Origin of the sequence: Bifidobacterium criceti (assembly GCF_002286935.1) — a bacterium.
Taxonomy (GTDB): domain Bacteria; phylum Actinomycetota; class Actinomycetes; order Actinomycetales; family Bifidobacteriaceae; genus Bifidobacterium; species Bifidobacterium criceti.
Genome location: NZ_MVOH01000017.1, coordinates 186,056 through 209,197, shown reverse-complemented (window position 1 = coordinate 209,197; position 23,142 = coordinate 186,056). Strand labels below are relative to the sequence as shown.

The 23,142-nt window shown below is 64.6% G+C and carries 19 protein-coding genes and 2 tRNA genes; 2 read left to right on the top strand and 19 right to left on the bottom strand.

Features of this window, described 5'->3' with window-relative positions; genetic code table 11:
• Window positions 1-27 precede the first annotated feature (27 nt).
• Both B1526_RS08240 and B1526_RS08235 read left to right on the top strand, forming a co-directional pair.
• On the top strand, window positions 28-969 hold the full coding sequence (locus tag B1526_RS08240) for a succinate dehydrogenase/fumarate reductase iron-sulfur subunit (protein ID WP_095615557.1): 942 nt from the start codon (window positions 28-30) through the stop codon (window positions 967-969).
• 12 nt (window positions 970-981) lie between these two features.
• Window positions 982-1,653 (top strand): O-methyltransferase, encoded by a 672-nt coding sequence (locus B1526_RS08235; protein ID WP_095615556.1) that lies wholly within the window; start codon window positions 982-984, stop codon window positions 1,651-1,653.
• 16 nt (window positions 1,654-1,669) lie between these two features.
• On the opposite strand, the gene B1526_RS08230 is transcribed toward B1526_RS08235, so the two are convergent.
• The 19 genes from B1526_RS08230 to B1526_RS08140 form a co-directional block, all read right to left on the bottom strand.
• Window positions 1,670-2,503, bottom strand: coding sequence for an LOG family protein (locus B1526_RS08230; protein WP_095615555.1), 834 nt, complete (start codon window positions 2,501-2,503; stop codon window positions 1,670-1,672).
• A complete protein-coding gene (gene nhaA / locus B1526_RS08225; protein WP_407641017.1) occupies window positions 2,430-3,884 on the bottom strand; it encodes a Na+/H+ antiporter NhaA in 1,455 nt (484 codons plus the stop codon). The genes B1526_RS08230 and nhaA overlap by 74 nt, the downstream gene beginning before the upstream one ends.
• A gap of 171 nt (window positions 3,885-4,055) precedes the next feature.
• Entirely contained in the window at window positions 4,056-5,246 is a 1,191-nt protein-coding gene (locus B1526_RS08220) for a MalY/PatB family protein (protein ID WP_095615554.1), read from the bottom strand.
• 178 nt (window positions 5,247-5,424) lie between these two features.
• Window positions 5,425-5,498, bottom strand: a tRNA-Arg gene (locus B1526_RS08215).
• A 56-nt stretch (window positions 5,499-5,554) separates the two neighbouring features.
• Window positions 5,555-5,628: transfer RNA gene (locus B1526_RS08210), tRNA-Arg, on the bottom strand.
• Between the two features lie 108 nt (window positions 5,629-5,736).
• Window positions 5,737-7,077: an ATP-dependent Clp protease ATP-binding subunit ClpX gene (gene clpX / locus B1526_RS08205; RefSeq protein ID WP_095615553.1), complete on the bottom strand. Its 1,341-nt coding sequence runs from the start codon at window positions 7,075-7,077 to the stop codon at window positions 5,737-5,739.
• A gap of 197 nt (window positions 7,078-7,274) precedes the next feature.
• Window positions 7,275-7,970 (bottom strand): ATP-dependent Clp protease proteolytic subunit, encoded by a 696-nt coding sequence (locus B1526_RS08200; protein ID WP_095615552.1) that lies wholly within the window; start codon window positions 7,968-7,970, stop codon window positions 7,275-7,277.
• A gap of 2 nt (window positions 7,971-7,972) precedes the next feature.
• Window positions 7,973-8,560: an ATP-dependent Clp protease proteolytic subunit gene (locus B1526_RS08195; RefSeq protein WP_095613891.1), complete on the bottom strand. Its 588-nt coding sequence runs from the start codon at window positions 8,558-8,560 to the stop codon at window positions 7,973-7,975.
• Window positions 8,561-8,662: 102 nt separating this feature from the next.
• The gene (locus B1526_RS08190) at window positions 8,663-10,021 is read right to left on the bottom strand and encodes a chloride channel protein (protein ID WP_235607111.1); all 1,359 of its coding nucleotides are present in this window, start codon (window positions 10,019-10,021) and stop codon (window positions 8,663-8,665) included.
• A 122-nt stretch (window positions 10,022-10,143) separates the two neighbouring features.
• Window positions 10,144-11,526, bottom strand: coding sequence for a trigger factor (gene tig, locus B1526_RS08185; RefSeq protein WP_095615551.1), 1,383 nt, complete (start codon window positions 11,524-11,526; stop codon window positions 10,144-10,146).
• 48 nt (window positions 11,527-11,574) lie between these two features.
• Window positions 11,575-12,882 (bottom strand): HRDC domain-containing protein, encoded by a 1,308-nt coding sequence (locus tag B1526_RS08180; RefSeq protein ID WP_095615550.1) that lies wholly within the window; start codon window positions 12,880-12,882, stop codon window positions 11,575-11,577.
• A 71-nt stretch (window positions 12,883-12,953) separates the two neighbouring features.
• Entirely contained in the window at window positions 12,954-13,835 is an 882-nt protein-coding gene (gene pflA, locus B1526_RS08175; protein ID WP_095615549.1) for a pyruvate formate-lyase-activating protein, read from the bottom strand.
• 117 nt (window positions 13,836-13,952) lie between these two features.
• Window positions 13,953-16,328 carry a formate C-acetyltransferase gene (pflB, locus tag B1526_RS08170; RefSeq protein WP_095615548.1) on the bottom strand — a complete coding sequence of 792 codons (2,376 nt, stop codon included), beginning with the start codon at window positions 16,326-16,328 and terminating at the stop codon, window positions 13,953-13,955.
• A 350-nt stretch (window positions 16,329-16,678) separates the two neighbouring features.
• Window positions 16,679-16,876 carry a hypothetical protein gene (locus B1526_RS08165; RefSeq protein ID WP_095615547.1) on the bottom strand — a complete coding sequence of 66 codons (198 nt, stop codon included), beginning with the start codon at window positions 16,874-16,876 and terminating at the stop codon, window positions 16,679-16,681.
• A gap of 87 nt (window positions 16,877-16,963) precedes the next feature.
• Window positions 16,964-18,661 (bottom strand): NAD+ synthase, encoded by a 1,698-nt coding sequence (locus B1526_RS08160; RefSeq protein ID WP_095615546.1) that lies wholly within the window; start codon window positions 18,659-18,661, stop codon window positions 16,964-16,966.
• A 29-nt stretch (window positions 18,662-18,690) separates the two neighbouring features.
• Window positions 18,691-19,845: a M20 metallopeptidase family protein gene (locus tag B1526_RS08155; RefSeq protein WP_095615545.1), complete on the bottom strand. Its 1,155-nt coding sequence runs from the start codon at window positions 19,843-19,845 to the stop codon at window positions 18,691-18,693.
• Between the two features lie 104 nt (window positions 19,846-19,949).
• A complete protein-coding gene (locus B1526_RS08150; protein WP_095615544.1) occupies window positions 19,950-20,651 on the bottom strand; it encodes a methionine ABC transporter permease in 702 nt (233 codons plus the stop codon).
• A complete protein-coding gene (locus B1526_RS08145) occupies window positions 20,651-21,898 on the bottom strand; it encodes a methionine ABC transporter ATP-binding protein (RefSeq protein ID WP_095615543.1) in 1,248 nt (415 codons plus the stop codon). The genes B1526_RS08150 and B1526_RS08145 overlap by 1 nt, the downstream gene beginning before the upstream one ends.
• A 150-nt stretch (window positions 21,899-22,048) precedes the next feature.
• The gene (locus B1526_RS08140; RefSeq protein WP_095615542.1) at window positions 22,049-23,080 is read right to left on the bottom strand and encodes a MetQ/NlpA family ABC transporter substrate-binding protein; all 1,032 of its coding nucleotides are present in this window, start codon (window positions 23,078-23,080) and stop codon (window positions 22,049-22,051) included.
• Between the last annotated feature and the right edge of the window lie 62 nt (window positions 23,081-23,142).

Genomic DNA, 23,142 nt, shown 5'->3' with positions numbered 1-23,142 from the left:
TAGTGGAACAGGCATGAAAGGCAATCCATGGCTCAACTAGCGACATCCGGGACGACGGTCACGCTGCGCGTGCACCGCTTCTCCCCCAAACCCGCGCGCGAACGCGACCGTGCGCGCGGTGGCAGCCCGTTCGCGCGCAAGTCGTCGCCGTTCGGCGACGCCGCGTCACGCCCGGTCCGCAGACCGCGCGGCAGGCAATGGACGCAGGACTACACGCTCGACGTGCGCGGTGACGAGACGATCCTCGACTGTCTGCTGACGGTCAAACGCACAATCGATCCGACACTCATGTTCCGCTATTCGTGCGGACACGGCATGTGCGGATCCGACGCCGCCGCCGTCAACGGCACCCCGACACTGCTGTGCAAGGCGAAGATCACCGACTGGGCCCAGCAGCCGCCATCCGTCGACGATGAAGGGTTCCGACGCACCGGCGACGGCGATGCCCCGCGTATGCAGACCGGCGAGGACGGGACGCAGCCGGGCGGCCTCGGGATCATCGAGCTCGCCCCATTGCCGGGGTTCCCCGTCGAACGCGACCTCATCGCCGACATCGACACGATGCTCGAACAGATCAAACGACTCAAGCCCTACCTCATCGCCGACGGCACCCTCGCGACGACCGAAGACGGCGGCGTGGACGTGCTCCCCTTCCTGCAGACACCCGAGCAGCTCGCGAAATACGAGGTCCTGACGACATGCATCACATGCGGCGCGTGCGAAGGCGCGTGCCCCGTGTATGCGGGCGGCGAGGCGTTCGTCGGACCGGCGGCGCTCATCAACCAAGCAAGGTTCGTCAACGATTCGCGCGATGAGGCCACCTATGAGCGCCTTGAGGCGATCGATACGGCGGACGGCATCCAAGCATGCCAATCGGTGCGCGCATGCTCCCGCGAATGCCCCGTCGGCATCGACGTCGGCGAGGAGATATGGCAGCTCATCGCACAGGTCAAGGAACGTGAGGCGTAGGCAACGGACATGATGGACAAACGCACATACGACAACCATGCAAAGGCGTGGGTCTGCATCGAGGACCATGAGGCGGCGCGCGAACCGCAACGCGTCCGCGACGCACGCGACATCGCACGCCGCGCCGACCTGACGCCATGCGCCGCGTCGGAGGGGTTCCTGCTGCGCGCATTCGCACATATGACGAAAGCGACGTCGGTCATCATCGTCGGCACCGGCGCACTCGTCGAGACCGCACAACTCATCGACGGCCTCGCCGGGACCGGCAAACTCACCGCCGTCGACCCGTCCGCGGTCGGCAGCGCGGCGATCCGCGCGTTCTTCTCGGACATCGACGACACGACGCGCACGACGCTGCGCGCCGTGAACGCATCCCCCGCCGTGTTCCTCGAACGGCTCAACGGCAACGACTACGACCTCATCGTCGTATGCGGCGACGCGTCGAACTACATGCCGGTCCTCGCCCAGGCGCCACGGCTGCTCAGGAAAGGCGGCGCCGTCGTGTTCACCGACGCGCTCGCGATGCATGCGCCGCATGCGAAAGGCGGCCTGACGAATCCGGCCGACCGCGGCGAGAAGGCCGTGCTCATGCGTACGCTGCTCGAACAGGTCGAGGATGACGAACGGTTCATGAGCGCGATGACGCCGGCCGGCGACGGCCTGCTCATCGCGACGCTGCTGTAAGTGTCGTGAGGCGGCATCAGCCGATCTGCGACGTCGCGACGGCGACCGCCTCCTTGACGTCATCGGTCATCGTCACAAGCGACGGGTCGAGCCCGGATATGAGGCCACGGTCCTTGACGGTGCCGTTGATCCAATCGAAGAGCCCCTGCCAATACGATGTGTCATACAGCGCGATCGGGATGCGCGCGACCTTGTGCGTCTGCACGAGCGTGAGCGCCTCGAAGGTCTCGTCGAGCGTGCCGAAACCTCCCGGGCAGACGATGACGCCCTGCGAGTATTTCATGAACATCGTCTTGCGCACGAAGAAATACCGGAACGTCATGCCAAGGTTGACCCATTCGTTGATGCCCTGCTCGTGGGGCAGCTCGATCCCGAGCCCTACCGATTTGCCGCCGGCGATCGCGGCGCCCTTGTTCGCCGCTTCCATGATGCCGGGGCCGCCGCCCGTGATGACGGCGATGTCACGCTGAGCGATGAGCGATCCCATCCGGAACGCCGCCTTATACGTGGGGTCGTCCGGCTGGATGCGCGCCGATCCGAAGATGCTCACGGCGGGTCCCAGATCGGCGAGGGAACCGAACCCGTCAACGAACTCGGCCTGGATGCGCAGGACGCGCCATGGGTCGCGGTGCAGCCAATCGACCGACGCGTCCGGTTTGAGGAGCCGTTCGGTTGTGCTCTCATCAGGGATCATCTGGCCGCGCAGCAGGACCGCACCTTGGCGGTAGGTCGCTCCGAGTGGCGATCCGGCATCCTCCTGACCATTCCAGGTCACGTCATCGCCGAGGCCGTTCGCCTCCTCGTGTCCGTGTCCGTCGTGCTGATGTTCCGGTGTCCGCTGCGACGCCATCGGTGGGCTCCTTTCGTTTGCCGCCTCCTATGCTCTGGCTGAGCACAACAGTACCATCGGCGAGCGTGGTCTCGACACGGCCCGCGTCCTGTTGCGCATCCCGTCCGGCGGTTCCCGCGTCCGCGGCGGCACGTTCGAAGCGTTTCGACTGCCGGCTCAGCAGCACACCGGATACCGCGGCCGCGATGAGCGAGGCGAGCAGGACGCCGAAGCGGCCTTCGGCGGACAGTTCCGCGTTCCTATAGGCGAGCGACGCGATGAGGAACGAGACGGTGAAGCCGATGCCGCATGCGACGGCTGCCGGGAACATATCCCGTACACGCAGCCCCTTCGGCATCCTGAGCGAACCGAGATGCGTCGAGCACCAGGCGACGGCCATGATGCCGAGCGGTTTGCCGATGACAAGCGCGACGATGATGCCGATGACGACCGGCGAGACAAGCAGCATCGGCGTGATCGCGTCGAAATGCACGCCCGTCGCGAAGAACGCGAAAATCGGCAACGCGAGAAGCGCCGAGAACGGCTGGAGCTTGTCGGCGTACCGTTCGGCGCGCGCGTCACGCTCCCCATACATCGCACGCGCCGGTGTGAGCAGGCCGACGAGGACGCCCGCGAGCGTCGGATGCACGCCCGCCTCGTACATCATGACCCATGACAGCACTCCGATGACCGCGACGCCGAACCAACGCACCTTCCTCATGCGCACGAGGAAATACCATGCAAGCGCGCACACCGCGATCCCGACGAACCAGTACCACGCGTTGAGCGAGGAGAAGAACACGGCGATGAGGATGATCGCGAGCAGATCGTCGACGGTCGCGAGCGTCATCAGGAACGCACGGATCGAACCGGGCAGCGCCTTCGCGAACAGCGCGAGCACAGCGAGTGAGAACGCGATGTCGGTCGCCGTCGGAATCGCCCAGCCATGCGACGCCTCGGAGAACGGGAACGATGCACCGTTCGCGATGAGCAGACTCCCCGGGTCGCCCGCGCCATAGCGGGAGAACAACGCGATGACGGCGATGAACAGGACCGGCGGGACGATCATGCCGCCGACCGCGCACAGCATCGGCACGGCCGCCGCGCGGATGTTGGACAATGAACCGGTCGTGAGCTCCTGCTTGAGTTCAAGGCCGACGACAAGGAAGAATATTGTGAGCAGGCCGTCCTGCGCCCAGTGCCCGATGCCCATCGAGATGTTCGTGCCGGGGATGCCGAGCTCGGCATGCGACAGATGCTCGAACCATGCGGCCGTCGCGGGCACGTTCGCGAGCACGAGTCCCATGAGCGCGAATCCAAGCATGATGAGGCCGGATATGCGGTCCGATGCCGCAACCCTTCTGATCGCCGCCCACGGCCCCGTCGAATGCTCACCCATCATGCCTCCCATCGATGCGGCCATGGCCGCGGTGTGCATGGGCACCCAGCCGGACGGGTGTGCCCATGCATGTTGCACAAACGTTTCCATTATGCCGCAACGGGTGCATGTCGCATCCCGCGGCGGTGCTTGTTCACAGGTTCCTGACGTTCCGCGCCGGCGCGCACCCGTCATTCACTCGCCGAGTGTCGCGACCGCCGCGTCGATGCGTGCGAGCACCTCTTCGAGCAGTGGCGTCGGGCATGCGAGGTTGATGCGTTCGAATCCGGCGCCCTCGGGTCCGAAGAGCGCGCCTTCATCGCAATAGACGCGGGCGCGCTCGCGCATGAACGCGCATAGGGCGTCGGCATCGGGCAATCCGATCCCCCGCATGTCGACCCATGCGAGATAGGTGCCCTCGGGTTCGACGACGGTCATCCATGGATGCGTCAGGGCGAAACGGTCGAGCACGGCGCGGTTGCGTTCGAGCACATCGAGGAGCGCATCGAACCACGCTTCGGCATCGTTGTATGCGGCGATGCACGCGACGAGTCCGAAATGGCTCACGGTGAGGCCGCCGATGTTCGCGGCGGCGGTATCGTAGCGTTCGCGCATGCGCGCGTCGCGGATGAACGCGTTCGAACACAGCAGACCGGCGAGGTTGAACGTCTTCGTCGGTGCCGTGAACTCGATCGCATGGCTCGCATACGGCTCGCCAAGCATCCCGAACATCGTCATCGGATGTCCGGGACGTGTGAAGTCGGCATGGATCTCGTCGACGAGCAGCAGCACGTCATGCCGGATGCACAGGTCGCCGATGCGCCGCAGTTCGTCGGCCGTCCATACGCGTCCGACGGGGTTGTGCGGGTTGCACAGCAGCATAGCCGTGCAACGCGGATCCGCGAGCCTGTTCGCGAGGTCGTCGAAATCGATGGTGTACGTGTGCGCCGCATCGTCGTAGACGAGTGCGTTGTTCGAAATCGTCAGTCCGTTGTTGCGCGCCGCGTCGGTGAACGGATAGTAGACGGGCCGTTGGATGACGATCGTGTCCCCCGGATGCGTGAACGCGCGCAACGCCGTATTGATTGCGGGCATGACGCCATCGGACAGGCGGATCCACTGTCGGTCGATGTCAAGGCCGTGCCGTCGGCGCATCCAACCGATGACGGCGTCGTAGTAGTCGTCGGTCGCATAGTCGTATCCGAATACGTCATTGCGCGCCGCGTCGACGATCGCGTCGACGATCTGCGGTGCCGGAACGAATTCCATATCGGCGACCGACATCGCGATGACGTCGTCGTGTCCCTCGCCGAGCTCGTCCTCGATGAGTCTCCATTTGATCGATGTCGTGTGCCGTCGTTCGGGGCGTGTCTCGAAATCGAACATGGGTCGTACTCCTCCATCGTCTCTGGAAAAAAGGATGCCGCCGTACGCACCGGTGGGTGTGGTGGTGGTACGCGCGGCGCCGTGGTACGCCCAGCCTAACGCGGCTGTGTTACGGCTGCGGACGGAATCGTGGAAATTGGAGAAGCCCTTGGTCGCATGCGCGGCCAAGGGCTTGCTGTGCGCGAGACAGGATTCGAACCTGCGACCTGCTGATCCGTAGTCAGCTGCTCTAATCCGCTGGGCTACTCGCGCAGCACCGTTGCATCCGAAGTGACCGACGTTTGCACGTCTCCACTGCAACGGCCAAGTGCGCGAGACAGGATTCGAACCTGCGACCTGCTGATCCGTAGTCAGCTGCTCTAATCCGCTGGGCTACTCGCGCATATTGCTTGTTTTCGGCAACTCGAATAAGATACATCGCTTTCACCGTTTCTACAAATCATCGGCGTGTCGCATATGATGTCTCGTATTCGGGCACTTCCGTCATGCGTTATGCGCCGTGCCGTTCGATCCGCAACGACGGACGCCGTTCGGCGCCGATGATGCGCGGGGGGCGCAGGCCATCGACGGCGTCGGCGTCGACGATGACCTCGCTCACGCCGTCATCGCCCGGCACCTCGTACATCGTGTCCTCGAGCGTACGTTCGATGATCGAGCGCAATCCACGCGCGCCTGTGCCACGTGTGAGCGATATGTCCGCGATGCGCGCGATCGCGTCGTCGGTGAACGTGAGCGTCACGCCGTCGACGGCGAAGAGCCTGCTGTATTGCTTCGTGAGCGCGTTCGCCGGTTTCGTCAGAATGTCCTTGAGGTCGTCGGCGTCGAGTTCGTCGAGCACGGTGACGACGGGCAGACGACCGATGAACTCGGGCAGCAGCCCGAAATCCTCAAGGTCGTCGGCGCACACGCGCGAGAGCAGTTCGGCGCGCTCGTCCCCCGTGTCACGCCATGGCGCACCGAAGCCGCTCGTGTGGCGTCCGAGGCGCGCCGCGACGATGTCGTCGAGGCCGACGAACGCGCCGCCGCATATGAACAGGATGTCGCGCGTGTCGATCTGCACCGTCTGCGCCTCACGGTGCTTGCGCGTGCCGTCGACGGGCACATTCGCGACCGTCCCCTCGATGATCTTGAGGAGCGCCTGCTGCACGCCCTCACCGGAGACATCACGCGTCATCGACGTGTTCTCGCCGCTTTTGCGCGCGATCTTGTCGATCTCGTCGATGTAGATGATGCCATGGCGCGCACGTTCGACATCGCCGTCGGCCGCCTGGATGAGGCGTTGGAGCACCGTCTCGACGTCGTCGCCGACATAGCCGGCCTCGGTGAGCGTCGTCGCGTCGACGATGACAAACGGGACCTGCATCGCCTTCGCGAGCGTCTGCGCGAGGTAGGTCTTGCCGACACCCGTCGGGCCAAGCATGAGGATGTTCGATTTCGCGACGTCCACGTCGTCATCGGGGTCGATGATGCGCCGCGCGCCCTCGCTCAACTGCATGTCGCCGTCCGGCGTGCGCCGCGCGCGTCTCGCCTTCTCGATCTGGATGCGTTTGAAATGGTTGTAGACGGCGACGCTCAACGTGCGTTTCGCCGACGTCTGCCCGATGACGTATTCGTCGAGCACGGCGTTGATCTGCGCCGGCTTCGGCAGTTTCATGACTTCGAGCTTCGCGTCCTTCGCCTGTTCGTCGGCGATGATCTCGACGCACAGCGCGACGCATTCGTCGCATATCGCGACACCCGCGCCCGCGACGAGCCGGTTCACCTCGAGCTCGCTTTTGCCGCAGAACGCACACCGTTGTGTGCCGTCGTTATAGCTGATGACCCGTCCCATGTCCACCACCGTCCGCTGATCCGTGCGCCGTCACGGCGCTCCCGCGCCGCCGTGACCATCATAGCGGCGCCAAACGATTGCCCGCGCCGCACAATGGCGGTGGCGCGCCCCATCCGGTGATTCGGAAGGGGCGCGCCACCGCCTTATGGGTCATATCAGGCGCCGTGGGATTCCCATCGCCACGGCCGCCCATCATGTCAGACCGCGTCCGGGCGCTTCGCGCCACGCGGTTCGAGCACTTCGTCGACGATGCCGTATTCCTTGGCCTCGGCGGCCGTGAGGAACGTGTCGACCTCGATGTCCTTGCGGATGCGTTCGATCGGCTGCCCGGTGTGCTTCGCGAGCGTGTCCTCGAGCCACTGGCGCATGCGCAGCATCTCCTTGGCCTGGATCTCGATCTCGGTCGCCTTGCCGAAGCCCTGGTCGATCGCCGGCTGGTGGATGAGCACACGCGCGTTCGGCAGGATGAGGCGTTTGCCCTTCGTGCCCGCCGCAAGCAGGATCGCCGCCGCGGACGCAGCCTGGCCAAGACATACGGTCTGCACGTCCGGCTGGATGTAGTTCATCGTGTCGTAGATCGCCGTCATCGCCGTCATCGAGCCGCCAGGTGAATTGATGTACATCATGACGTCGCGGTTCGGGTCCATGCTTTCGAGCACGAGCAGCTGCGCCATGATGTCGTCGGCCGTCGTGTCGTCCACCTGGACGCCCATGAAGATGATGCGGTCGTCGAAGAGCCTCGTGTATGGATTCTGCCGCTTGTAACCATACGGCGTCTTCTCCTCGAACTCGGGCACGATGTAGCGTGCGCTCGGGGCGACGAAGCCGGCCACGCCACGCGGCCCGGCGAGTCGTTCGGCGCGTGCGACGAATTTCGCTTCCTCGGATGCCATGCTCACTCCTTGTCCGTGTTCATCGTGTCGTGCGTCGAGACGAGCTTGTCGACGAAGCCGTATTCGAGCGCCTCCTGCGCGGTGAACCAGTGGTCGTATTCGTTGTCGCGGTAGATCTCCTCGACGGTGTGTCCCGTCTGTTCCGCCGTGAGTTCCGCGAGCGTCTTCTTCATGTTCATGATGAGCTCGGCGCTTATGCGCACGTCGGTCGTCGTGCCGCCGATGCCACCCGACGGTTGGTGCATGAGCACACGCGCGTGCGACGTGAGGAACCGCTTGCCCTTCGTGCCGGAGCTCAGCAGGAACTGTCCCATCGACGCGCACATGCCGATGCCGACCGTCGCGACGTCCGGTTCGATGAGCTGCATCGTGTCGTAGATCGCCATGCCGGCCGTGATCGAACCGCCCGGGGAATTGATGTAGAGCCAGATGTCGCTCTTCGGATCCTCGGCGGCGAGCATGAGCATCTGCGCGCAGATGCGGTTCGCCATATCGTCCTTGACCTCTTCGCCCATCCAGATGATGCGGTCCTTGAGCAGCCGGTTGAAGATCGGATCGGCGGGGCCCGCCGGCATCGCGCCGTCGTCCATCGTCGGCGTAAGTAGGGTACTCACGTTGTCTCCTTCATTGGTGTGTCCTTGAACAGTCACAGTACTTCGTTCAAACGACGGCGGACCGTTTCTATTCCCGTTCTATTCCCGTGCGGCCGCACGCCTGCGCGCACGCACGCGTGCGACGAGCAGTCCTGTACCGACCGATACCGCGCACGCGCACGCGGCCGGGACGTACAGGTTGCTTGGCGCTTCCGTGAGTTCCATGACGAGTGTCATCGCCATGAGCGGTGCGTTCTGTGACGCGGCAAGCAATGCACATGCGCCGAGGAGCGCGTAGACGCCGATCGAGTTCGTGCCGAACATGAGCAGCCAGACGATGCCGAGCATGCAGCCAAGCGACGAGCCGAGCGCGATGCCTGGCGTGAGCACGCCGCCTGAAGCGCCCGCGCGGATCGTCATCAACGTGACGACGGCCTTCGCGAGGAACGAGATGAGCAGGAGCGGGATGTAGACGAGCTCCGCGCGCCCGGAGAACCCCATCTGCGCCGTCGCACGGCCGTTGCCCATGACCTGTGGGACCCATACCGCGACGAGCGCCGTGACGGCGCCCGCGGCGGGAAGCTGCCACAGGATCGCGGCGCCTTGCGCCTTGCGCCGTTCCGCCCATTGCGCCCCGGCTCGGAACAGTGCGCCGCACAGACCGGCAAGCACGCCGACGACGAGCGCGAACGCGAACAGGTCCGGTGTGAAATGGGCGTCGACATGGCCGATGACATAGAACGTATGCGTCCCCTTGACGAGTGTCGCGACCCATGCGGCGAGGCTTGAGCACAGCAACGAGAGCGCGACGGTTGCGGCCGTCACATCCTTGAGCAGGATCTCGATCGCGAAGAACGCGCCCGCGAGCGGCGCGTTGTAGACACCGGCGAGGCCTGCGCCGGCGCTTATCGCGATGACGTTCATCAGGTCGCGCGCGTGCAGCCCGGTCCACCGGCATACGCGCTGCGCAAGCATCGAGCCGAGCTCGCGCGGTGCGACCTCACGGCCGACCGACAACCCGCAGCCGACGATGACGATCTGCAGCAGCACGTGGCATACCGTCTGCCACACCGGCATGAGCGCGCCCGACACGGCCTGACGGACGGATGGCACGCGCGTCGTACGTGTGCGCAACAGCCACCAAAGCACGGCGGCGATGGTGGCGCCGCCGATGAGCGAGGCCGCGCGTCGCAACGGATGGGTCAGGAACGGACCGGGCAGTTCGGGCGATTCGACGAAGCCGAGCGCGGCGTGTTCAATCGCATACAGCAGCAGCGTGAGCAGGCCAGCGCATACGCCGGTCAAGGCGCCGAGCACAACGACGGATACGACGATTGCGACGGCACGCGACACGATGGGCCTGCGCCCGGGATCGGCGTCGTCGGCGCGCAAGTCGGCCGCCATGGCCTCATCGTTGTCGAAATGCCCTGCGGTGACGTTCATGTCCATGTCCTCCATGATGCCTGTCCTCCCGAGATCGACGTTACGCCACAAGCCGATGCCCCGCATCCGCGCTGTACGCGGATGCGGGGCATCAGGATGGTCATACGATGGCGCGCCGCGCCATGACACAGGTGGAATCAGGCTTCGGCCTCGTCACCCGTGTTGAGCGAATCGGCGACGGCTGCCGCCGCTGCGGCCGCGGCGACGGATTCGTCCTCGTCGACCTCGGCGGCCGCGTCATCGGAGCCGAGGAACGCGGACAGGTCGAGCGGTTCGCCGTCGACGGTGAACGTCACGGCGCGCATGCCGGCGAGCAGGCCCTTCGAACGGGCGACTTCCTCGACGGCCGAACCGATCTGGCCGTTGCGCATGATGGCCTGGATGAACTGGTTCGGATCCATGCCGTACTGCTGGGCGATCGAGGCGAGGAAGTTGAAGACGTCGGACTGCGAGACCTCGACGTCGAGCTTCTCGGCGAGCGCGTCAAGGACCATCTGGTCCTTGAGCAGCTTGTCGACCTCTTCCTCGGCCTGCTTCTTCTGCTCGTCGGTCGCCTTGTCCTTGTCGGTGCCCATGCTCTGCAGCTGCTGCTCGATCATGTGCGCCTTGACGCCCTTCGGCGCCGGGATGTCGAGTCCGGCCTCGATCGTCTCGATGAACGCGTCGCGCGCCTTCGTCGCCTGACGGCCTTCGGCGTCCGCTTCGACGTTCTTGCGGATCTCGTCCTTGAGCTCGTCGAGCGTGTCGAATTCGGAGGCCTCCTGCGCGAAGTCGTCATCGAGCTCGGGGAGTTCCTCGGCCTTGACGGAGTTGACCTTGACCTTGACGATCGCGGTCTCGCCTTCGTGCTCGCCGCCTTCAAGCTTCGACTCGAAGGTCGTCTCCTCGCCCGCCGAAAGGCCTTCGAGGGCTTCGTCGAGGCCGTCGAGCATCGTGCCCGAACCGATCTCGTAGCTCACGCCCTCCTGCGAGTCGACGGTCTCACCGTCGATCTGCGCGGTCAGGTCGATGTTCGCGTAGTCGCCCTTCTGTGCCGGGCGGTCGACGCCGACGAGCGTCGCGAAGCGCTGGCGCAGCATCTCGAGGCGTTCGTTGACGTCGTCATCGGAGACCTCGTCCTTCTCGACGGCGATCGTCATGCCGCCGAGCTCGGGCAGCTCGAAGTCGGGGCGGCGCTCGACGGTCGCCGTGAACTTGAGCTTCGTATCGTCATCGGCGTTCTCCGGCAGTTCGACGACTTCGATGTCCGGCTGGGCCATCGGACGGATGTCCTTCTCCTGAAGGGCCTTGGAGTAGAGGTCCGGGAGCGCCTTGTTCACGGCTTCGCCGGCGACGGCGCCGAAGCCGACGCGCTTGTCGACGAGCTTGCCGGGGACATGGCCCTTGCGGAAGCCCGGGACGGTGATCTGCTCGGCGATTTCCTTGCGAGCCTCGTCGAGGTACGGATCGAACTCATCCTGATCGACGGTGATGGTGAGCTTGGCCTTGGTAGGCTCAAGATTCCTGACGCTGATTTTCACGCTTAGCTCCTGAAATGGTTGTACATATGGTCCGCCCGAAGGCAACTTTTACATGATAACGCGAGTCAGCGACGCGTTCAACAGGTCGATCTGCCACCGTCTCGCGCCCTCGTCGCGCAGGAAACGCGCCACGTCGCGCGACCGAGGATCGTCGGTCCAGCACAGGTTGCGCAGGATCTGCGGTTTGACGACCATATCAGGCGGGATGCGCACGTCCTCGGCGATCTGGTTGACGGCGGCCCTGCACGCCTGAAGGCGACGGAAGCGCTCGGGATGGTGCTGTTTCCACAGTTTCATCGATTTCGGGGCGTTCGCGCGTTCCTCGACTGTCGGTCCCTGCGGCGGCGCCGGCAGCGCCGATTCCGGCATCTCGAGCGCCTGCTGGATCGTCTCCTTCCATACGCGCGGTTTGACACGCCGTTGGATCGGCGCATACCGTTCGAACATCTTGTCCTGTTCGTTGCCGAGCTGGATGCGTACACGTTCGTTGAGCGAACGGATCGAGCGGAATTGCGCCGCGTTGTGCGGTTTCCTCTGCGCCGCCTCGATGATCGCCGCATCCGGGAGCAGCAACGTCGGCGCGATGTCGTACTGCCGCGCGAGCTCGTCGCGCCGCTCCCACAGCGCTTTCGCGATGCCGAGCGCGCGGGGTTCGTTGCGCAGGTCGGTGATGTGCGAGATGCGCATCCACGGCACCGGATGCGGCCGCCGTGGGCGCAGGTTCTCGCGCAGCGTGTGGGCGAACTCCTCTTCGGCCCATGCGAGCTTGCCTTGCCGTATGAGGTCGCGTGTCATGACGTCGTCGAGGTCGATGAGCAGTTCGACGTCAAGCGCCGCATAGCAGCGCAGGTCGCGGGAAAGCGGACGGTACGACCAGTCGGCGGCCGAATGCTCCTTCGCAAGTGTGATGCCTAGGTAATGCTCGGTCACATGGGCGAGTCCATAGCGGTGCAGCCCGAGCATGCGCGCCGCTATCTCGGTGTCGAACAGGCGCATCGGCCGCAAACCGAGGTCGGCGAAGCCGGGAAGGTCCTGTTTCGCGTCATGCAGGATCCATGTGGCGTCGGCGACCGCTTCGTTGAACATATCCCAATCCACGTCGAGCGCATTGAGCGCGACCGGGTCGAGCAGGCCGATGCCCGCCCCTTCGCGTTTGAACTGGATGAGCCGGTCGCCGTGGCCGTAGCGGTACCCCGAGGCGCGCTCGGCGTCGGCGGCGAGCGGCCCGACGGCGGCGGCGAGGCGTTCGCAGTACCGCATATAGCCGGCGACGGTGTCGATGACGTCCGGCACACCTTCCCGCGGTTGTGTCTGCAGGACCGGATCAGCGTCCACGTGCGCGCTCCTTCGTTTCATGCGATGTCACATAACGCATGATGCAGCGGAATGCGGACAGCCTTCGTCCGCTTGCGCCTGCCCGGCGGTGCTCAGTACACGCGGAACCCATACGATTCGAACTGCTCGCGCACACGGTCCTTGCACGCCTTCGAAGGCCCTTTCTGGTCCTCGAGCGGATACGGGATGCGCAGCTCATGCCATTTGGGGCGTCCGAGCTGGTGGAACGGCAGCACGTCGATGTGCTCGACGGCGTCGCCGAAGGACTGGCATATCCTCGCGACCTTGTCGACGTTCTCCTCGTCGTCGGTCAGGCCGGGCACGAGCACGAACCGCACCCAGATCTTCTTGCCGTGCGCGGCGAGGCGCCTGCCGAAGTCGATCGTCGGCTGCAGGATGCCACCCGTGACGCGTTCGTATGTGTCCGGGTCTCCCGATTTGACGTCGAGGAGGCACAGGTCGATGTCCTCGATCATCTCGTCGGTGTAGTTGCGGTTGAGGAAGCCGGACGTGTCGAGGCACGTGTGCACCCCCATGCGCTTCGCTTCACGGAACACGCGCGAGACGAACGCCGGTTGCATCATCGATTCGCCTCCGGAGAACGTGATGCCGCCGCCCGTCGCCTTGAACAGGTCGGCGTAGCGTTCGACCTTCTTGACCATCGCATCGAGGTAGACGGGCTTGCCGTCGCGCATCTTCCATGTGTCGGGGTTCTGGCAGTACTGGCAGCGCAACGGGCAGCCGCTCATGAACACGGTCATGCGTGTGCCCGGCCCATCGACCGACGTGTTGATGTCCCATGAGTGCACAAAGCCGATGTCGCCCGTCTTCAGGGCGCGGATGCGGTCACGCCTGTCGAGCCCGACAGGAGACTCGAATCCCGAAAGCCCTCCCATGAGCGTCTGGCTCGTGTATTCCTTCGATTCCTTGAGCATGTGCCTCGTCGTTGAGCGGAATGCCGTTTGTTCGTCCATCGGACTCTCCAATCATGTCCTTGCCACACGAAGATGACGAAAGGGCGGGGACAAGCCCCGCCCTTTCCAGCATAGTCCCTGATGTTCAGGGCCTAGCGGCGTGACCGCCGGTCACGCTCAGTCCTCCACGGCCCCCTGATGGAAGGTGCGGGAGATGACGTCGAGCTGCTGTTCCTTCGTCAGCTTGACGAAGTTGACGGCGTAGCCGGAGACACGCACGGTCAGGTGCGGGTACTTCTCCGGATGCTCGACGGCGTCCTCGAGCTGTTCCTTGCGCAGCACGTTGATGTTCGCATGGTACAGGCCGTGGCCGTTGCCGGCGTCAAGGATGCCGACGAGGTTGTTGATGCGCTCGTCCTCGTCACGTCCGAGGCCGTCGGGCGTAATCGTGTTCGTCAGCGAGATGCCGTCGAGCGCGTCGTTGTAGTCGATCTTGCCGACCGAGAACATCGACGGCAGCATGCCGTGCGAATCCATGCCGTTCTCCGGGTTTGCACCCGGCGCGTACGGCGTGCCCTTGACGTGGCCGGACGGGAACGAACCGGTGTTCTTGCCGTATTCGACGTTCGACGTGATCGTCAGGATCGACTGCGTCGGGACGGCGCCACGGTAGACCGGCAGGCGCTTGACCTGGCCCATGACCGTCGAGACGACCCACTTCGCGATGTCGTCGGCGCGGTCGTCGTCGTTGCCGTAGAGCGGGAATTCGCCTTCCGTGCGGTAGCCGACGATGAGGTCGTCGTCCGCGCCTTCGACGTACTCGAACTCATGGCCCGGCATGTCCTTCGCGTCCTTGTTGTAGATCGGGTAGACCTTCGCGTACTTGCATGCGGACAGCGAGTCGGCCGCGATCGACAGGCCGGACATGCCGCAGCCGAGCGTACGGTAGACCTCACGGTCGTGCAGCGCCATCTCGATCGACTCATACGCGTACTTATCGTGCATGTAGTGGATGATGTTGAGCGCCTCGACGTAGGTCTCGGAAAGCCATTCGAGGGCCTTCTCGTAGTTCGCCTTGACCTTCTCGTAGTCGAGGGAGCCATCGGCTTCGGGCGTGATCGGCTCGATGATGCCCTTGTCGATGACCTGCATACCGGTCATCTCGTCGCGGCCGCCGTTGATCGCGTACAGCAGCGCCTTCGCGGAGTTGACACGTGCGGCGAAGAACTGCATCTGCTTGCCGACGCGCATCGGGGACACGCAGCAAGCGATCGCAGCGTCGTCGCCCCAGTGCGAACGGATCTCCTTGTCGGACTCGTACTGAATCGCCGACGTGTCGATCGAGATCTTCGCGCAGAAGTCCTTGTAGCCTTCCGGCAGCTTCGGATCCCAGAAGATCGTGATGTTCGGTTCCGGTCCCGGTCCAAGATGCTCAAGCGTGAGCGTATTGAGCAGACGGAACGAGGTCTTCGTGACCATCGTGCGGCCATCGTCGCCAAAGCCGCCGTCCGACCACGTCGCCCAGTACGGGTCGCCGGAGAAGATCGCGTCGTAGTCCTTCGTACGCAGGAAGCGCACGATGCGCAGCTTCATGACGAGGTTGTCGATGATCTCCTGCGCGTCCTGCTCGGTGATCGTGCCGTTCTTGAGGTCACGCTCGAAATAGCAGTCGAAGAACGTCGAGACGCGGCCGAAGCTCATCGCGGCGCCGTCCTGGCTCTTGACGGAGGCGAGATAGCCCATGTACGTCCACTGGACGGCCTCCTTCGCGTTCATCGCCGGACGCGCGAGGTCGAGGCCGTATTCCTTGCCGAGGTTGATGAGCTTCTTGAGCGCCTTGATCTGCTCGTCGTGCTCCTCACGGTAGCGGATCCAGTGCTCGATCTCGGTCTCGGAGAAGTCGTTGCGGTACGGGATCGCGTCCTTGTCGCGCTGCTTGAACTTGATGAGCGTGTCGACGCCGTAGAGCGCGACGCGGCGGTAGTCGCCGATGATGCGGCCACGGCCGTACGCGTCCGGAAGGCCGGTGAGGATCTTGTTGTGGCGCGCGACCTTGATATTCTTCGTGTAGACACCGAAGACACCATCGTTGTGCGTCTTGCGGTACTTCGTGAAGATCGCCTTGATCGCCGGGTCGGGCTCCTTGCCCGCTTCCTTGATCGCCTGTTCGACCATGCGCCATCCGCCGTTCGGCATCATCGCGCGCTTGCACGGTTCGTCGGTCTGCAGGCCGACGATGACGTCATCGACTTCCGGGGAGTCGATGTACCCGGCCGGGAACGCGTCGATGTCGGCGGGCGTGTGGGTGTCGACGTCGTAGACGCGCTGCTTGCGTTCGACGGACAGATAGTTGTCGTCGAGGTACTGCCACAGGTGCTTCGTCTTGTCGGTCGCGTCGGCGAGGAACGATTCGTCGCCCTCGTACGGCGTGTAGTTCTTCTGGATGAAGTCGCGGACGTCGATGTCCTTCTGCCAGTTTCCAGGGACGAAGCCTTCCCAGGCCTTCTCCTTGATCTCTTCGGGTGAGACCACGGTTGTCTCGACTGCTGCCATGTTCACTCCTTTTGGGGTTCTGTGTTGCGACGCCTCTTCGTGTCGTTGCCTGTTCCATGATAACCGTTCGTCATCAGCGAACCCACACGGGACCGCGTGACCTTGCTCACATTCCCCCGTTTCCATTGTGATGCGCGTCACATATGTGTCCTGTGAGCGCGCACATCATCCTCCGCACACGAGGGGACGACGACGGAATCCTTCCCCTCCACGACTCCCCCACACTTCCCCCACGTTCCCCATGTTCCGCGGACCGCAGACGGCGCGGGGGTGCGGACGCCATATCGGCGTCCGCACCCCCGTCGACACCATCGGACGAACCACCGTTCCCGGTGGCCGTCATCGGCACGTCATTTCGACGATCCCCAATCGCTCCACGCGCGGTCCTCGTCGTCCCACTTCTTGTTGCGTTCGGCGGCCGTCTTCAACGCGTCCATCGCCGCCTGACGCGTCGGGTACGGCCCGATGCGGTGTTCCATCGGCGACTGCGGGCCGAGTTCGACCTGCCCGGTCGCCGTATTGTAATACCACTGCTGCGGTTCGCTCATCGTGACGCTCCTTGTCTGTCGTTCATTGATGATGGCTTGCTGTATCCGCCGTGTTCCACTGTACGCGGCGGCGACGTGTGCATCCTGCTATTCGCGGAACGCGTCGGTGACCGGCAGACGGCGGTCGCGGCCGAATGCGAGCGCGCTCACCTTCGGTCCGAGCGGGTACTGGCGGCGTTTCCATTCGGCGCGGTCGACGAGGCGCATGACGGTGTCGACGGTCTGCTCGTCGAAGCCGTCGGCGAGCAGGTCGGCGCGTCCGTGCGCGTGTTCGATGTAGGCTTCGAGGACCTTGTCGAGCAACGCGTATGCGGGGAGCGAATCGGAGTCCTTCTGTCCGGGGCGCAGTTCGGCGCTCGGCGCCTTCTCGATCGAGTTGACGGGGATGATCACGCCCCCTTCGGGCATGACGCCCGCCGCGCCTTCCTCGTTGCCGACGACGCGCAGTCCCCCGATGCCGATGCCGCCCGCGGCCGCGCGGTTGCGCCACCGTGCGAGCGCCCACACTTTCGTTTTGAACACGTCTTTGATCGGCGCGTAACCGCCGACGGCGTCGCCGTAGATCGTCGAATACCCGCATGCAAGCTCGGATTTGTTGCCTGTCGCGAGCGCGAGCGCGCCCTTCGAGTTCGAGTAGGCCATGACGATGACGCCGCGGATACGCGCCTGCAGGTTCTCTGCGGAGACGCCTTCGAGGTGCAGCTGATGCTGGAACGCGTCGAAGAGGGGTTCGATCGGCTGTACGTCGTAGTGTGCGCCGAGGTTCGCCGCGAGGTCGGCGGCGTCGTCCTTCGACCCGTCCGATGAATACATGCTCGGCATCGAGATGCCGTACACGGCGTCCCCTCCGGCGGCGTCGGCGGCCATCGCGGCGACGAGCGCGGAGTCGATGCCTCCGGACAGGCCGAGCGTGACCGAGGTGAAGCCGTTCTTCGTCATGTAGTCCTTGAGGCCGAGGACGCACGCCATGTACACTTCCGCATCCGGGTCGAGGTCGTCGGCGACCGTCGTCGTGCGCTGGTGTTTGGCTTCGGTGTCGAGGTCGAACCATGAGAGGTCCTCAACGAACATCGGGGAGCGCTCGAGGAGTGTGCCGTCTGTGTCGATGACGAATGTGCCGCCGTCGAAGACGAGGTCGTCCTGTCCGCCGACCTGGTTGATGTAGATCATCGGCGCTCCGGTTTCACGCGCGCGTCGTGCGCCGAGTTCGAACCGCGTATGCGTCTTGCCTTCCTCGTACGGCGAGCCGTTGATCGTCAGGAGCACATCGATGCCGAGGTCCGCAAGGGCCGCGACCGGGCCGCCGTCCTGCCAGATGTCCTCGCATATCGCGACGCCGACGCGTACGCCGTCGATGTCGAGCACGACGGGGCGATCCCCGGACGAGAAGATGCGGAATTCGTCGAATACGCCGTAGTTCGGCAGGAAATGCTTGTCGTATCCAGCCCAGACGACGCCGTCGTGGAGCACGACGAGGCGGTTGCGTGGTTTGCCGTTCGCATGGTCGGTGCCGATCGTGCCGGCGACGACGTACATATCGCCGAGCCCTTCGTCCGCGAGTGTCGCGGCGAGCTCATTGGCCGTGTCCCATGCCGCCTTGCGGAACGTCGCGCGCAACGCGAGGTCCTCGATCGGGTATCCGGTGAGCGTCATCTCGGGGAAGGCGACGATGCCTGCCCCTCCTTCATGCGCGCGGCGCGTGTAGGTGAGGACTTTTTCGGCGTTGCCGTCAAGGTCGCCGACGCAGGTGTCGATCTGCGCGAGTGCAAAACGTAGTGTGCTCATGCCCTCCAAGTGTAGCGCCGTGCACGTCGTCATTCGGCCGCGAGCGTGTGCAATGTCGTGAGCGCGGCGTTCGCGTAGAACGCCGCGCCAGCCGCGACCGTCCCATCGAAGCCGACGAAGTGCGGGCTGTGCCAGTCCGCGCAGCCGGGCGTGCCGTTCGAGCCGACGAACGCGAAGACGAGCCGCGTCACCTCCGCGTATTCGGCGAAGTCCTCCCCCGCCATCGACGGCATGATCGGCGCAAGGTCGGCGTAGGAGGGAATCTGCTCGACGACGGGCGCGGTGAGGTCGGCGTCGCATACGAGCGGCGCCTGGAAATCGTCCCATTCGATGTCGGCCGTTATGCCGTACGCGGCGGCCGTCGACATGACGATCTGGCGGAACCTTCGGGCCGCGAGGTCGCCGTCCTCACGGTGGAAGTACCGCGCCGTGCCTTGGAACCCGGCTTCGGCGGGGATGACGTTCCACACGTCGCCGCCGTGCACTTCGGTCACCGAGAGGACGAGCGGATGGAACGGGGACGTGTTGCGGCTCACGATCGTCTGCAACGCGAGGATCATCGAGCTCATCGCCTCGAATGGCCCGGTGCCTTTGTGCGGGTAGCCGCCATGCGTGCCTTCGGCGTGCAACGTCACATGGAAGCGCACGCATCCGGCCATCATCGGCTGTGGTCCGGCGGCGAGAGTGCCGGGCGCATAGTTCGGGTTGTTGTGTGTGCCGATGATCGCGTCGAGGCCGTCGGCGAGCCCGGCGTCGATGACGGCGCGCGCGCCGCGACCGAGTTCCTCGGCCGGTTGGAAGATGATGCGCAACGTGCCGTGGATGAGGTCGCGGTGCGCGTTGAGCCAGAACACGGCGCCGAGCAGGCTTGTCATATGCAGGTCGTGGCCGCACGCGTGCATGACGCCGTCGGCGCGCGAGGCGAACGGCAATCCGGTTTCCTCATGCACGGGAAGCGCGTCGATGTCGGCGCGCAAGCCGACGACGGGTCCGGGATGCGCGCCTTCGATGTGCGCGACGGCGCCCGTCGGCATCGGGTTCGCGAGCACGTCGACGCCGTGCCGTTCGAGCGTCGATGTGAGGAACGCGCTCGTGTCGTGTTCCTCGAACGAACGTTCGGGATGCATGTGCAGATGGTGGCGGATGTCACGCAGTTCGTCGGTCAGGTCGATCGTCACGGCCATTGTGTCGCTCCTCTTCTCTTCTTCTTCCTTGTGTGCTTCCTGCGTTGCCCGGGGTTCCTCGGATTTTCGGGGTTCCCCGTTCGCATGTCGTGCCGTGTGCGCGGTCAGCGCCGCAGCAGCCGCTTCGCGATCGCGTTCGCGAGCGCCTGCACGACCTGCACGAGCACGATCATGATGATGACGGCCGTCCATGTGACGGTCTGGTCGAACTTCTGGTATCCGTAGGCGATCGCGAAGTTGCCGAGGCCGCCGCCGCCGATGTATCCGGCCATCGCGGACATGTCGAGCACGCCGATGAACAGGAACGCGTACGCGAGGATGAGTGGCGCGAGCGCCTCTGGGATGAGCACGGTGCGGATGATCGTGAACTTCGACGCGCCCATCGAGCGCGCCGCCTCGATGACGCCGTGGTCGACGGGCACAAGGTTCTGTTCGACGAGGCGCGACGTCGCGAACGTGCACATGATGCACATCGGGAAGATCGCGGCCGTCGTGCCGATCGACGTGCCGACGACCTTGACGGTGAGCGGCTGCATCGCGGCGAGGAAGATGATGAACGGAATCGGCCGCACAATGTTGACGAGGATGTCGAGCACGCGGTAGACGACGCGGTTCTCGAAGAGGTTGCCGGGGCGCGTGCCGTAGAGGATGACGCCGAGGACGAGTCCGAGGACGCCGCCGATGACGATCGTGATGAGCACCATCTGCAGCGTCTGGACGACCGATTGCGCGAGCAGCGGCTTGAGCACGCTCCAGTCGCTGCGGCTTGCGAGGGTCACGGTATGGTCGAATGCGGTCGTGTGCATCAGTCACGTTCCTTTCGTGCGGTGTCGGGGTTCATCTCGACGACGTCGTCGACGTCTTCGACCATCTCGAGGTCGTCGGCGAGCGTGGGCGTGCCTTGTGCGCCCTGTGGCGCGGGCGCGTCCGCGATGTGCGCGCGCGCGACGGCCGTGTCGTAGTCGATCGGCGCGTCCTTCGTGCCGAAGTCGACGATGTCGCTGCCGCGCGCAAGGTCGTCGAGGAACGCGTCGATCTTCGCCGGATCGCCGGTGAACTCGTACGTCACGGCACCGATCGCGATGTCCTGCACGGTGTCGATGCCGCCGTAGAGCAGGCCGCTGTGGATGCCGTGCGCGGCGATGAGGTCGGAGATGTCCTGTCCGGAGGCGGGCACGAGTACATCGCCGTTCGCGTCGACGATGTCACGTTGGCGGATGACGACGGTCACAAGCCGTCCCGGCCACTGTTCGCGCATGACGGCGATGCGCGCCGGATCGGGCAGACCGTCCATCGCCGTCGCGATGAAGCGTTTCGTGACCGGCTGTTTCGGCGCGGCGAAGACGTCATAGACACTCCCCTGTTCGACGACTTTGCCCGAGCTCATGACGGCGACGCGGTTCGCGATCTGCTGCACGACGTTCATCTGGTGCGTGATGAGCACGATTGTGATGCCGAGCTGTTTGTTGACGCGTTCGAGCAGCTGGAGCACCTCGGTCGTCGTCTCCGGGTCGAGTGCGCTCGTCGCCTCGTCGGCGAGCAGGATCTTCGGATTCGTCGCCAATGCGCGCGCGATGCCGACGCGCTGCTTCTGGCCACCGGACAGCTGCGACGGGTATTTGTCCGCGTGTTCGGCGAGGCCGACGAATTCGAGCAGCTCCTTGACGCGCCTGTCCTGGTAGTCCTTGCGCCAATGGTCGAGTTTGAGCGGGTATGCGATGTTCTGCGCGACCGTCTTCTGCGAGAACAGGTTGAACTGTTGGAAGATCATGCCGATCTTCTGCCGCACGGGGCGCAGCCGGCCTTCGCCCATATGCGACACGTCGTTGCCCATGACGGTCACGGTGCCGCTCGTCGGCTGTTCGAGCGCGTTGATCATGCGCACGAGCGTCGATTTGCCGGCTCCCGAATAGCCGATGATGCCGAAGATGTCGCCTTCGTCGATTGAAAGCGAGACGTCGTCGACGGCGCGCATCGTCTTCTTCGCGCCGCGTACCGTGAACTCCTTGACCACATGGTCGAAGACGATGATGGGTTCGTTGCCTTGCGTCATTGTGCCGCCTTGTCTCCTCTGTCGTTGCCTGCGTTGTGCGTGGGCGCGCGGTGCCGCGGGTCCCGCGGTGCGCGCCGTGTGTACGCGACGTGCCGCCCGCCGCCATTGTAGCGGCATGGGCGGCACGGATATGTGACCGGTGACGGGCGCTCACTTGCTGTGCGCGCGGATGTCGTCCTCGATGTCGTTGAGGTACGTCGCGAGCTCGGCCTGTGTGAACTTGTCCGCGAACACGGCGGTGCCGGCCGATTCCTCCTGGAGCGCGTCGAGCACGGGCTTCGTCTGGTAGATGTCGACGACCTTCTTGTAGACGTCGTTGTTCACATCGTCGGCGCGCACGGCGAAGATGTTGATGTATGGGCGCGCCTCCTCGGATTCGGCGTCGTCCTGGTAGATCGCGTCGGTCGGGTCGAGGCCCGCGTCGGCGACGTAGTCGTTGTTGATGACGCCCGCGGACAGGTCGTCGCCGCCCGCCTTGAGCGTGTTCGCGATCTGTTCGGCCTTCATCGGCACGACCTTGATCTTCGACTTCGATTCATCGATGTCCTGCGGGATCGTGAACGCCGTCCAGTCGCCCTTGAGCGTGACGACGCCGGCCGCCTTGAGCACGCCGATCGCGCGCGCCTGGTTCGTCTCGTCATTCGGGATCGCGACGGTCGAGCCCGCCGGCAGGTCCTTGATGTCGGTGTACTTCGGCTTGCCGTCCTTGCCGAACGCCGAGTAGACGCCGAGGGGGTAGATCGCGACGCCGCCGAGCGGCTGCAGGTTCTTGTTGTTCTGCACGTTGTAGTTCGCGAGGTAGAGCAGATGCTGGAACTCGTTCATGTCGAGGTCGCCCGCATCGAGCGCCGGGTTCTCGCTCGTGTAGTCCTGGAAGTCGACGATGTCGACGTACAGGTCCTTCGCTTCGGCCTGCTTCTTGAATTCGACCCACTGGGGATCGGTCGCGCCGACGACGCCGATCTTGACCGGGTTGTCCTTCGTGCCCTTCGTCTCGGCGCTTGCCGCCGCACCGCCGTTGCCTTTGTTCGCCTGGTGGAAGCCGAAGAAGGCGCCCGCCGCGACGAGCAGGACGACGAGGACCGCGATGATGATGTTGCGCGCCGTATGGTTGACGCGCACCGGTTCGTCGGTGTTGAGCTCCGGTGCCTTGCCCGGTTCGTTCGTGTTGTTCTGGCTCATCTGCTCTCCGTTGTTTGTGGTGACTGGTCTGTCGTTTCCCTATCGTGGTGGTCCTGCACGCC